The sequence below is a fragment of the Paenibacillus sp. FSL H8-0283 genome (assembly GCF_045040675.1).
Taxonomy (GTDB): domain Bacteria; phylum Bacillota; class Bacilli; order Paenibacillales; family Paenibacillaceae; genus Paenibacillus; species Paenibacillus amylolyticus.
The window spans coordinates 5,583,890-5,595,690 of record NZ_CP150295.1 but is presented as its reverse complement, the minus strand read 5'-3'; the positions used below and the strand labels follow the sequence as shown (position 1 = coordinate 5,595,690).

Here is an 11,801-nt window from a genome sequence, read left to right as displayed (position 1 = left end):
AAACCTATATATTATATTTATAATGAGGATATTTCCTTTGATTTTAATGTAAGCGTTGTTACCACTTAAAAATTCATGAATCAGATCCATAACAGATTAACTGTTACAGACAATATTTGAGACTTATAAATAGATACCTCTACAGATTATGTTAAACAACCTCTCTAAGAAGGGAAAAACTTCTATTCCTCGAATTTTTTTGATTGTGTATTTAAAATTAATGAACAGAATACGATTCAAAAATAAGCTAGCTATAAGTTAATTGAAATAAAGATAGGAAAAGAAGGTAGTCCAGAATAAAATTCTGGCTACCTTCTTTATTCAAACGGTTCTTTCTATTAAATCTGGGTTTTTATTAACGTTGATTTGTGTAAATATTATTCATTTATGTACATGTTTTAAGTGCTCAAGGTTAATTATGTACATTTTAATAATGTTGTACATTCAATAAACAGAGTATTCCCTCGTGTGCATTTTGGCTCTTCAATGTTGGAAAATTACTGGAATTTTTTGAGTTTGCAGAATAAAGACGTTACAATACATTAAAGCTAGTGGAAATGATCAGGCCTGTACATAGCGTACTACAGATAGAGAGCCAGTGACCAAGTGGAGGGCGAGAATGGATGACGGAATGGTATGAAAAGAGTTTTGGAGAAGATTATCTTCTCGTATACAAGCACCGGGATGTGCAGGGTGCCCATCAGGAAGTACATAAAATGATTAATTGGTTGAAGCTTGAGCCCAATTCTGAAGTATTGGATCTATGCTGCGGTATGGGACGGCACTCCATGGCACTTGCTGACGCAGGATTGCGAGTGACCGGAGTTGATCTGTCCGATGTGCTTCTACGTGAAGCGCGCCTAATGGACACTGAACACCGAGTATCTTGGTGTCACGCAGACATGCGTGAACTGCCGCTGAAAGGTGGCTTTGACGCTGTAGTTAATCTGTTCACATCGTTTGGTTATTTCCTGGAGGACGGAGAACAATTGAAAGTATTACGTGCCATTCATCGCATGCTTCGCCCAGGTGGCAGCTATATTATTGATTTTATGAATACGGCTTATGTAACGCGTCATCTGGTGCAGCACTCCGTTCGAGAGGATGAAGGACAGCGTATTGAGGAGTATCGCAAGATTGAGGAAGGGTTTGTGCAAAAGGAAATTCGCATTACGGATACCACATCCGGACATGAACCGCGGGTATATCAGGAACGTGTGAAGTTGTACACACGGGAACAACTGAGTCAGATGTTAAGTGCCGCCGGACTCCGGGTAGATCAGGTACATGGCGGCTATGACGAAGAGAAATATGACGAGCAGACTTCTCCGCGCATGATTTTTGTTGGTCGTCGTCCTGTGGAGTGAACAGAGACAGTTTGGAAGGGGGATAACATGAAGCGCACAGAAGAGATGTCCATGACAGAGGGCATACACCGGGTCAAGATCAGCATGACGTTTCCCTTACGATGGGTGAACAGTTATGTCTTATCAGAATCGGATGGGAAGATAACTATTATAGATCCGGGACCGCGTAATTCGGAAACAGAACAGGAGTGGAGTGAAGCGCTGGCAGATCTCGGCCTGACCTTTAGCGATATTCGTCAAATTGTACTCACCCACCATCACCCCGATCATCTTGGGTTGTCGGGTTGGATGCAACAGATGACGGGGGCACCCGTTCGAATGTCCACACGCTCCCGCCAAGAGGCCGATTATATGTGGGGATCTGATTCACGCATCAATACAATATTACCTGATTATTATGGTCGTCATGGTATGCCGGAAGACAATACTGAGCAGATACATGAACATATGAAGGCATTTACTTCGCAGATCACACCACTTCCGAAGGTGACACCCATTGAAGATGGCGAGTGGCTTAATATGGGCGGGAAACGTTGGATTGCTGTGGAGACGGGTGGACATGCCCCAGGCCATTTATCCTTTTATGCGCCGGAGTCCATGGAGATTCTGTGCGGAGATGCAGTTTTGCCACAGATTTCACCGAATATTAGTCTGCAACCCGGCAGTGACCCTCAGCCATTATTATCTTATATGGAAGGATTGCAACGTCTCGGGGAGCTGAATGTCAAACAGGCGTATCCAGGGCATCGGAATCCTTTTGCCCAGTTCACCGAACGGACAGTTCAATTGCTGGCTCATCACGAGGAACGTCTTCAGAAGATGACGGAACGAATTCAGGAGTCACCGGCGAATGCTTATGACATCTGTGTGCACATGTTTGGCAATCGGCTGGGTACCCATCAACTGCGGTTTGCCATGAGTGAGACGTTAGCCCATTTGCAGGAGTTAATTCGACGCGAACTAGTGAAGCAAGAGCAGCAACCGGATGGCACGTTCTATTTTCAAATCTAAACGGAATGATGATATCGATATGAAATGATAATACGATCTTATATAGAGGCTCGGGACAGGAAATTCACCTGTTCTGGGCCTTTTTAGCCTCTCTTAACGGTTCATTCATCTATTTTTAAGCCAGCGCGCCTATGATACATCTATGAACTTCGCTAGGGCATGTCTTGAGACACACCCTAAAGAAAGCAGGGAAGAGCGATGACCAGAAGAAAACGGAATCAATGGAGAAAATGGCAAGCTTCAGCGGCAGCAACGTTGACTGTGGCTGCACTTTTTCAATATGTAAGAACTTCGGATGCCTTTGATGTGGCCTATGCAGCAGCAAATGGCACAGATACAAGCGTTACTGCTTCAAGCCAAGTGGATACGCATGATGATGTGATGGATGAATGGATCAACAGTACAACGGACAGCAACAACTGGAACACGCAGGACAATGACAATAATGATAGTCAATATAATGGAACATCCGATAGCACACAAGCAGCTCGGCCAGATCAGAGCTCGAGTAACGAGGGGAATTATTCAGATTCTCAGCGTATCGGGCAAAATAACCAGGGTACAGACTCCGGATACAGCAGTGGCAACTATCAGTCACGTACAGGTGCATCATGAGCCGCACGGAGCAAGTTGCTCGTCCGCTCCGATTTCAATTCCGTGCGATGAACACGGATGTTGAAGTGCAACTGTCAGCTGGGCGGGAAGAAGCTGAACATGCAGCAACCGTGGTGAAGAATTGGTTTGAGACGCAGGAGCAGCGCTTCAGCCGATTTGTTGCAGACAGTGAACTGAATCGTTTGAATGCTTCAACCGGATGGATGCCCATCTCCGCTGCGATGGATGAAGTTTTGAGTTTGGCCTATGGATATATTGGCCTGACCGAAGGGATTTTTCAACCGGGTATCTCGCAGGCTCTTCAGGCTTCGGGATATGATCTAAGCTTCGAGAAGGTGCAGCAACGACAATTGAAACGTCCATTAATTGAACGTGTATTGCGAACGAGAACACCTGAATCATCAGGCTGGATGGAAGATCGATATGACCACAGCCGTCCGAGCTGGATTCAGCGGGAAGGTAGCCGGATGGTTCATCTGGACCCCGGAGCTGAGTTGGACTTAGGAGGCATTGTTAAGGGCTGGGCAGTAGAGCGTATCGCAGACTGGTTGCAGCGAACATTGCATATTCCAGCGGGTTTGATTAACGCGGGTGGAGATATTCAAGTATGGGGTTCACCAGACCATTCCCAATGGACCTTGCAAGTAGCAGATCCTTTGCAGAATCAGGGTGCTATGTCGGGAGCGATCCGTTTACAGCGAGGAGCTGTTGCCACTTCGGGTATTTCCCGCAGACAATGGCAGAATACGGATGGAAGCTTTGCACACCACCTCATTGACCCCCGGACGATGGAGCCGGCAGATACGGACGTATTGCAGTGTACCGTTCTGGGACAGCATGCTTCGCAATGCGAGATCATTGCCAAGACGGTATGCATTCTGGGGAGTGCCGAGGCGGTGGGCTGGTTAAACCGACATTACGATCGGCATGACGTCCTGTGGATGACACGGGATGGGAGTAATTATTTTAGAGGGAATACGGATACGCTTGCTGAGCACTGGCCCGGTTTTGATCCGGATCATCGCTTCAGTCTATTATAAACGAGGACAAGTCTAACAGATATGGGGGAGCCGGTTATGGCACAATGGATTGTAGATTACCTGCCAACGTGGAATATCATTCGAATTAGTGGAATTGCTGCTTATGTGTTGCTCTTTGCCGGTGTGTTTCTGGGTATTGCGCAAGGGATGCCTATGGCCAAAGGCAAACCAAAAGCAGCCATGTTCAAATGGCATACCCGAACGACCTGGCTCGCCTTCGGACTTGGACTCGTGCACGCATTAACGTTATATATTGATCATTACAGCCCATTTACCTGGGGAGAACTTCTGATTCCTTTTACCGCCTCCGTACATCCGATCGGCAGTGGTCTGGGAACGTTAGCCTTCTACGGATTAGTGATTGTCCTGTTATCCAGTGATCTGCGGAACAAGCTGGGCCGTAAATGGTGGTTCATGTTCCACATGTTGTCCTATCCGGTGTTCATTGGTCTGCTGGTTCACGGCATGGTTACCGGAACGGATTCTGGCAACATCATCATGCGGATGATATATGTATTTACCGGACTCAGCATTCTCGGTATCACCGTGCTACGTGGCATGTTGCGAGAGCGTAAAGGCCCGGAAATCACGATTGGACCGAAACGTGCAACATCTGGTTCACCTTCCGAGCAGAATTGGGTTGAAGGTTTTGGTTTGGTGGGAACGGTACGACCTAAACATCTGAAATTATAACATGTGGATTATCCAATATGTATCGTTACACATGCAAAAAAGCGGCCATCAGGCCGCTTTTTCCATGAACAGTTATTTCCATGAACAGTTATTTCCATGAACAGTTATTTCCATGAACAGTTATTTCCATGAACAGTTATTTCCATGAACAGTTATTTCCATGAACAGTTATTTCCATGAACAGTTATTTCACGAAGCATCCATACACATGTCCATTATTCCACATGACCTCAGATATGAAACGAGTTACACATTATACAGCGTCATCACTGACAGGTTTTTCTCCCAGTGCTTCTTCAAGCTCGGATTGTTTGCGATGGGCGATCCGACTGCTCGCTGCTGATGCAATCGCACCGACAATATCATCGAAGAACGTGTGGACAGGGCCCAGGCTCTTGTCATTCAGTCGTTCAAGCACCCCTGGTTTCAGCTTGTCCACATAACCATAATTCGTAAATCCAATGCTGCCATATACATTGACGATGGAGAATGCCAAAATCTCATCCACGCCATACAATCCTTCATCGTTCTCAATCATCTCCTGCAAAGGAGATATGAGCTGCCCCTGTTCTGCCAGAATATCAAGCTGAACTCCGGTCAAAACAGCGTTCTGTACCTCACGTTTACGGAGAACCATCTCCACATTTTCGATACATTCTTCCATCGTAAGACCTGGATAATATTTTTGTTGCAATAACATGACCAGCTCTGCGATCTCAGGGATCGTGACGCCCCGCTTATGCAGCCATTCCCTTGTTGCCTCCGCCACCTTGCGGCTATTCAGGCTGTAAGGGATTTTTTCTTGCTCAGGATGTTCCATGGGCGATTCCTCCTCTGAAGTTAGCAATGTCCCTACTCTTGCTTCCTAATACGTTATTAACCTGGTTTACGTTTCTTTAAGATAATAAAATTATAAGTTTCAGTGAAGTTGAACAATTCGATTAACACATGAAAAATTTCAGCTAAAAACGGTCTGCCTTCCGTGAAAGTGCGTTGATAGACATTTTTCTTATTATCTTTTAGTTATTTTTTGGACAAAGGCTCGTATACATGGTAGTACAAACTGTAAAAATGATGAGGGGGAACGTGATCATGAGAAAGATCCATTCTTTGCGTACGGTATCGGCAGCAGCGCTGCTGAGTATTCCTATGGTATTGTCAGGCTGCGGCATGTTTGGAGCACAGTCTTCCGAAGCTGTTGATCCACCACCGCCCATCCAGGAAGCAGCTATGATTCAAGCGGCCGAAGGGAATGGAGCACTCGCAATGCTCCCGTTAACGACGGTATATCTGCAAGACCAGCAGGGGCTGCTCGCTCCGGTATCCCTGACACTTCCTTCTGGAACAGACGCAAGCAGTCCAAAGACAGCTCTGGATACACTTGTCACAGGCGGGGCCTATGCGGGTATGCTGCCTGAAGGATTCCAGGGCGTTCTCCCGCAGGGAACGGTTGTGCAGAATGTAACGATTCACGCGGATGACAAGCTGGCGGTTGTTGAGTTCTCGGGTAATTTTTCCAAGTATGATGCAAAGGAAGAACGGAAAATGCTAGAAGCTGTCACGTGGACATTGACGGGAACACCTGATGTGGAGAATGTGCAGATCTGGGTGGATGGCAAAAAGTTAACACAAATGCCTGTGAACAGCACGCCGTTGCCTGAACCGCTGAATCGGGCTGTGGGAATCAATCTGGATCTGGGTGATACGTTTGTGACCAACAGCAGCCCGGTAACGGTCTATTTCTCCGCTGCTTCGCCAGCGGGCATCCAATATTATGTTCCAGTGACACGTCTGGTTACACCTGGTGAAGATCGGGTGCAGGCAGCATTGAACGAACTGATCAAAGGACCTGACAAAGATGGAGAACTGGAAGAGGTCATGACAGGCGGAACGGAGCTGCAATCGGTCAAAACGGCAGAGGATGGCACGGTCACGGTTGCCTTGAAAGATGATATGTTTGCCGAAGGGGATATCGTGCCAAGCGAGCTGTTACAATCTGTCGTATTAACCACTGCGGAGAACACAGCCAGCAAGGATGCCAAAGTACAGATCGAGTGGAACGGCCAAAAAACGGTCATGGGTGACGACAACAGGGATTACAGTGCGCCGGTTTCCAAGCCTGAATATATCAACGAAATTCCGATTTAATGAACGCAGAATGCTTAAGGATGCTTTTAACCGAACTCTTTGGTAAAATATAAGGGATTCGTAAAAATACGTGTTCAAAAAGATCGGTTTTCAGTACCGAGAAGATGGGATGAAGCTAGAAATGGAGTAGCGGAGCGTAGGCAAACTACGTGAGCAACGGACATTTCGGCTGAATTCCATATTCGATGCTGATGATGCCTTAAGGCATTTTTCGTAATCAAAAGCGAGCTTTTTGAACAATCTCTAAAAGTGTGAATAAGTTCAACATTACAGGATGCTTAAGTCGTAGGAGGCAGAAAATATGAGATCAAACGGACGAACCAGCGAACAGCTGCGCCCGCTGAATTTAACAGTGAACACGAATAAATACGCCGAGGGCTCTGTACTGATTGAAGTTGGAGATACAAAGGTGATCTGTACAGCTACAGTAGAGGAACGTGTACCTCCCTTTATGAAAGGGCAGGGTAAAGGCTGGGTAACAGCTGAATATTCCATGTTGCCACGTGCAACACATACCCGGAACCAACGTGAAGCCAATCGTGGCAAATTAACTGGACGCACCATGGAAATCCAGCGTCTGATTGGTCGGGCACTGCGCTCGGTAGTTAATCTGCAGGCTCTTGGTGAGCGTACGATTACCTTGGACTGTGATGTTATTCAAGCTGACGGAGGTACACGCACAACGTCCATTACCGGTGCATTTGTAGCGCTGGCACTTGCCGTGAACAAGATCTCCCAACAGCACAAACTGCAAGTGTTCCCGATTACGGATTTCATTGCCGCAGTAAGTGTGGGTGTTGTGGGTGAACAGCCTGTACTGGATCTGAACTATGATGAAGATTCCAAAGCCAAGGTGGACATGAACTTGGTGATGACAGGTGGCGGTAAATACGTCGAGCTTCAGGGAACAGGTGAGGAAGCACCATTTGATCGCCGTGAGCTGAACGCCATGTTGGAACTGGGCGAACAGGGAATTCTGGAAATGATCGAGCGTCAAAAAGAAGTGCTTGGACCGATTGCGCTCAAGATCGGCGCGCGTGGATTAGGGGAAGCCTAAGATGAGTTTGGACAGCCCAATCCTCATTGTTGCAACCCGCAATGCGGGTAAAGTCCGTGAATTCGCTCATGCTTTCGCACCGCTTGGCAAAGAGGTTAAGAGCATGTTTGACTATCCGGAGCTGCCGGATGTCGTAGAAGATGGCGTAACGTTTGCGGAGAATGCCTGGAAGAAAGCCAAAGCGGTTGGTGATGCGCTTGGTTTGCCGGTTCTGGCAGATGATTCAGGTTTATGTGTAGACCTGTTGGATGGTGAGCCGGGAGTATATTCAGCGAGATATGCAGGCGAAGGAGCAACGGATGCACAGAATAATGCGAAGTTGCTGGAGACGCTGGAATCGTTGAAATCCGGTGAGGACACCGAGCAGCCGCTACTAAGTCCGGCTCGTTTCGTTTGTGCGCTGGTCCTGTACGATCCGACAACAGGTGATAAGTATGAATCAGAAGGCACTGCGGAAGGCTGGATTACGGCTCAAGCTGCAGGTGCTGGCGGTTTTGGATATGACCCACTCTTCTATGTACCTGAATACGAGCTGACGATGGCAGAGCTGACGCTTGAGCAAAAGCAAGCGATTAGCCACCGTGGTCACGCGCTGAGAGCGCTTGTATCCAGACTTGAAGGCTGAGACTAAACGAAACATCTTGATTTAACTTCATGATATGTGAACATCAAAGCGTTAATGGAAGGACAGAAGCATTCCGATGGGATGCTTCATCCGCCATTAACGCTTTTTCTATGAATTGAAGTGTTGATCGGGTTTAGTGAAGGTCCATCCATATACCTAATTGAAGATAGCTATTTCTGCGACTATACATCGGAACGTACGTTCTTGTACCTACATGAGAAATGGTTTACATTGCACGATTGGGAATCTCATTGGGACTGGAGTTGGAAGAAGTTGCAAGCCTTGTGTGGTATGGGTTAACATTCAAACTAACGAATCACATATGAACCTTAAACGGAGGGATCTACTCATGCAAGAAGTGAAGCTTGTTGTATCTTACGATGATTATGAGGACGGCATTCGTATGGAAAAGTTAATTAAGGAACTGGCAGCTAAACCGGAGGCTAGCTCATTGGAAAGTCTGGTCATCGGAGATTGGGGACAGGCTTATGAAAATTCGCCTGACGAGTTCATAGGTACGCTTGTCGAGTCTGCTCCAAGCTTTCCGTCATTGAAGAAACTGTTTATTGGAGATATGGGATTCGAAGAATGTGAAGTATCGTGGATTATCCAGACAAATCTCACACCACTGTTAGGTGCCTTTCCAGAATTAAAATCATTCTCTGTAATGGGCAGTAGCGGCCTCAGTCTGGAACCACTCCAGCATGCCAAGCTTGAAGAATTGATTATTATTTGTGGTGGTCTCCCGAAAGAAGTGTTATCTTCAATCACCCATGCCAAGTTGCCTGAATTGCGTAAATTGGAACTGTACCTGGGTGTGGATAATTATGGTTTCAATGGATCACTTGAAGATGTGCTTCCTTTGCTAGAAAAAGGATTGTTTCCAAAGCTGGTTTACTTGGGTCTGAAAGACAGTGAAATTCAGGATGAGATTGCCAAAGTAGCAGCTGAAGCACCTATTCTGGATCAACTTGAAGTACTGGATCTATCGCAAGGAACGTTGTCCGATGAAGGGGCTGAGGCGTTGCTTGCCAGTGACAAGATCAAGAAACTGAAACATCTTGATCTAAGTTACCATTACATGACCAATGAAATGATCAGTCGATGGAACCTATCGGGTATATCTGTAGACGTTAGCGACCAGCAACAGAGTGATGAGGATGACTGGCGCTATCCATCGTTAACGGAATAGTCGATGTCAGGTGTAAAGGAAATGAATGAGAGTTTGCATCAACCAATAGATGTACCTGATCTAACGCAAGATCAGCCCTTTTTATTGATCGGAAACCCTGATAACCGACGAACACAAGGGCTGCAAGAGGCTAGGCATAGATTGGGTTTGAAACCTGCGGTTGTACTGCCATATGCTCAATTGCTGCAGAATTGGAGACACGGACGAACCATCGCTGATACAGTAGATTTCAATCTGCCTGTACCCCTGATTCGGATTGATGCTCCTGGTGAGGATTGGGACGTGGAGCGTGAACTACTGTTCCTTGGAGCTATGAATGATTCGTCAACATTAACGGCTGGGATGGGTACAGAAGCATTTTCCGCAGAACAGGCACTTGCGCTGGAACAGGAGTGGGGAAGAATCTACGCTCCCGCCCAGTGGTTTCGTGGCTGGAAAGCATGTTTGGATCGAATCGGCAATGAGTCTCGGGAGATATGGTCTGAAGTCCGATTCATGAATGATCCCGCCGATATCCAATTGATGTTTGACAAGAGAACTTGTCAGCAACATCTAACTTCACATGGAGTTGATGTACCTCCGGCGCTGCAATTTTCGCGGCCAATCCGTAATTATATGGACCTGCGTAGCTCAATGAAGTCTGCCGAGATGCATCGTGTGTTTGTGAAGCTTGCGTGCGGCTCCGGGGCTTCAGGAGTTGTTGCCTATCAAGTCAATCCTCGAACGGGTGATGAAATTGCTGTAACAACGATGGGGATGGAACAGAGACAGGGCAAGACGATTTTCTTCAATGAAGGACGTCTACGCAAGTATACCCGCAGTGAAGAGATTGCTACGCTGATGAAATGGTTATGTGCAGAAGGTGCACAGATTGAACGGTGGATGCCAAAAGCCACGCTTGATCAGCGGGCCTATGATATCCGCCAACTGGTTGCAGGTGGACAGGCAGGTCACGCGATTATGCGGCTGAGCCGCACCCCGATTACCAATCTGCATCTGCGCAATGAGCGTATGCTGCCTGCTGAAGCAGGCCTGGATGAACAGCGGATGTCGCTGGTACGGTTGGCAGCGCAAGCAGCCATATCTGCATTTCCCAACTCATGGTCAGCCGGGATTGATGTGATGCTTACTAGTGGTTCGAATCCGCGTGCCTATGTGCTGGATGTGAATCCATTTGGAGATCTGTTATACAGGGTCGAGCATCATGGCCTCGGAACCTATGAGTGGGAAATGGAACTTTTACGAAAGGAGCCTATTCAACATGCCTGATATGAACACCATTGTGGGCTCCCATGATCTGTTAATGATTACGCTGGATACGTTACGCTATGACGTAGCCAAGCTGGAAGAGGAGAATTGTCCTAATCTGTGTGGTTCGGGTCCGTGGGAGAAGCGTCATACCCCAGGTAGTTTTACATATGCGGCGCACCATGCTTTTTTTGGTGGTTTTATGCCGACTCCTGCCAATACAGATAAGGCATCTCATGTAAGGCTATTTCATTCCCGAAATACTGGGCTCAAAACACATCCGCACACCTGGCTGTTTGATACACCGGATATCGTATCCGGGTTCGCAGCTGAAGGTTACCGTACCATCTGTATTGGCGGCGTCATCTTTTTTACGAAAAAAAACCCGCTTGCAAAAGTATTGCCCGGCTATTTCCAACAGAGCTACTGGCGAATGAACTTTGGGGTAACCAACCCCAAATCGACAGAGCATCAGGTACAGCATGCATTAAAGCTACTTGAACAGACAGCGCCGGATGAAAAGATATTTATGTTTTTGAACGTGTCTGCCATTCATGGACCCAATCGTTACTTCGTGGAAGGAGCGAAGGAGGATTCGGTGGAGACTCAGAGAGCTGCACTTCGATATGTAGATGAGGCTCTTGGACCATTGTTCGAGGCGATGAGGAAACGCGCCCGGCCTGCGTATTGCCTGGCTTTTTCCGATCATGGTACAGCTTACGGTGAAGACGGGTATCAAGGACACCGGCTTGCACATGATGTCGTCTGGACGGTGCCTTACCGTGAATTTTTAGTATAGAATGTA

Annotated in this window: 12 protein-coding genes; 11 read left to right on the top strand and 1 reads right to left on the bottom strand. The window is 47.0% G+C overall.

Translation table 11 applies throughout. The features are described from left to right. Positions 1-623: 623 nt before the first annotated feature. From MHI52_RS24700 to MHI52_RS24680, 5 genes are all read left to right on the top strand, one after another. Complete coding sequence (locus MHI52_RS24700) at positions 624-1,367, top strand: class I SAM-dependent methyltransferase (RefSeq protein WP_253502930.1); 744 nt, start codon at positions 624-626, stop codon at positions 1,365-1,367. A 27-nt stretch (positions 1,368-1,394) separates the two neighbouring features. Then, positions 1,395-2,378, top strand: coding sequence for an MBL fold metallo-hydrolase (locus MHI52_RS24695; protein ID WP_405157814.1), 984 nt, complete (start codon positions 1,395-1,397; stop codon positions 2,376-2,378). Between the two features lie 198 nt (positions 2,379-2,576). Further along, positions 2,577-2,993, top strand: a complete 417-nt coding sequence (locus tag MHI52_RS24690) for a hypothetical protein (RefSeq protein WP_036605873.1) — start codon at positions 2,577-2,579, stop codon at positions 2,991-2,993. Next, positions 2,990-4,033, top strand: a complete 1,044-nt coding sequence (locus MHI52_RS24685; protein WP_051446925.1) for an FAD:protein FMN transferase — start codon at positions 2,990-2,992, stop codon at positions 4,031-4,033. The genes MHI52_RS24690 and MHI52_RS24685 overlap by 4 nt, the downstream gene beginning before the upstream one ends. Positions 4,034-4,069: 36 nt before the next feature. Further along, on the top strand, positions 4,070-4,726 hold the full coding sequence (locus MHI52_RS24680) for a ferric reductase-like transmembrane domain-containing protein (RefSeq protein ID WP_340984350.1): 657 nt from the start codon (positions 4,070-4,072) through the stop codon (positions 4,724-4,726). A 253-nt stretch (positions 4,727-4,979) separates the two neighbouring features. On the opposite strand, the gene MHI52_RS24675 is transcribed toward MHI52_RS24680, so the two are convergent. Next, on the bottom strand, positions 4,980-5,546 hold the full coding sequence (locus MHI52_RS24675; protein ID WP_405157813.1) for a phosphatidylglycerophosphatase A: 567 nt from the start codon (positions 5,544-5,546) through the stop codon (positions 4,980-4,982). 272 nt (positions 5,547-5,818) lie between these two features. On the opposite strand from MHI52_RS24675, the gene MHI52_RS24670 reads away from it, so the two are divergent. From MHI52_RS24670 to MHI52_RS24645, 6 genes are all read left to right on the top strand, one after another. Then, positions 5,819-6,874: a GerMN domain-containing protein gene (locus tag MHI52_RS24670; RefSeq protein WP_405157812.1), complete on the top strand. Its 1,056-nt coding sequence runs from the start codon at positions 5,819-5,821 to the stop codon at positions 6,872-6,874. Positions 6,875-7,175: 301 nt separating this feature from the next. Continuing rightward, positions 7,176-7,931, top strand: coding sequence for a ribonuclease PH (rph, locus tag MHI52_RS24665; protein ID WP_017692572.1), 756 nt, complete (start codon positions 7,176-7,178; stop codon positions 7,929-7,931). 1 nt (position 7,932) lies between these two features. After that, positions 7,933-8,556: an XTP/dITP diphosphatase gene (locus MHI52_RS24660; RefSeq protein WP_036605875.1), complete on the top strand. Its 624-nt coding sequence runs from the start codon at positions 7,933-7,935 to the stop codon at positions 8,554-8,556. A 349-nt stretch (positions 8,557-8,905) separates the two neighbouring features. Then, entirely contained in the window at positions 8,906-9,748 is an 843-nt protein-coding gene (locus MHI52_RS24655; RefSeq protein WP_405157811.1) for an STM4015 family protein, read from the top strand. Between the two features lie 21 nt (positions 9,749-9,769). Next, a complete protein-coding gene (locus tag MHI52_RS24650; protein WP_339284086.1) occupies positions 9,770-11,017 on the top strand; it encodes an STM4014 family protein in 1,248 nt (415 codons plus the stop codon). Further along, positions 11,010-11,795 carry an STM4013/SEN3800 family hydrolase gene (locus tag MHI52_RS24645; RefSeq protein WP_074096266.1) on the top strand — a complete coding sequence of 262 codons (786 nt, stop codon included), beginning with the start codon at positions 11,010-11,012 and terminating at the stop codon, positions 11,793-11,795. Before MHI52_RS24650 ends, MHI52_RS24645 begins: the two co-directional genes overlap by 8 nt. Positions 11,796-11,801 lie beyond the last annotated feature (6 nt).

Excerpts from the sequence above, each read along its gene's own strand:
- MHI52_RS24700 (WP_253502930.1), top strand. The coding sequence starts at position 624 with ATGACGGAATGGTATGAAAAGAGTTTTGGAGAAGATTATCTTCTCGTA.
- MHI52_RS24660 (WP_036605875.1), top strand. The coding sequence starts at position 7,933 with ATGAGTTTGGACAGCCCAATCCTCATTGTTGCAACCCGCAATGCGGGT.
- MHI52_RS24675 (WP_405157813.1), bottom strand. The coding sequence starts at position 5,546 with ATGGAACATCCTGAGCAAGAAAAAATCCCTTACAGCCTGAATAGCCGC.
- rph (WP_017692572.1), top strand. The coding sequence starts at position 7,176 with ATGAGATCAAACGGACGAACCAGCGAACAGCTGCGCCCGCTGAATTTA.
- MHI52_RS24685 (WP_051446925.1), top strand. The coding sequence starts at position 2,990 with ATGAGCCGCACGGAGCAAGTTGCTCGTCCGCTCCGATTTCAATTCCGT.
- MHI52_RS24680 (WP_340984350.1), top strand. The coding sequence starts at position 4,070 with ATGGCACAATGGATTGTAGATTACCTGCCAACGTGGAATATCATTCGA.
- MHI52_RS24670 (WP_405157812.1), top strand. The coding sequence starts at position 5,819 with ATGAGAAAGATCCATTCTTTGCGTACGGTATCGGCAGCAGCGCTGCTG.
- MHI52_RS24695 (WP_405157814.1), top strand. The coding sequence starts at position 1,395 with ATGAAGCGCACAGAAGAGATGTCCATGACAGAGGGCATACACCGGGTC.
- MHI52_RS24645 (WP_074096266.1), top strand. The coding sequence starts at position 11,010 with ATGCCTGATATGAACACCATTGTGGGCTCCCATGATCTGTTAATGATT.
- MHI52_RS24655 (WP_405157811.1), top strand. The coding sequence starts at position 8,906 with ATGCAAGAAGTGAAGCTTGTTGTATCTTACGATGATTATGAGGACGGC.
- MHI52_RS24650 (WP_339284086.1), top strand. The coding sequence starts at position 9,770 with ATGAATGAGAGTTTGCATCAACCAATAGATGTACCTGATCTAACGCAA.
- MHI52_RS24690 (WP_036605873.1), top strand. The coding sequence starts at position 2,577 with ATGACCAGAAGAAAACGGAATCAATGGAGAAAATGGCAAGCTTCAGCG.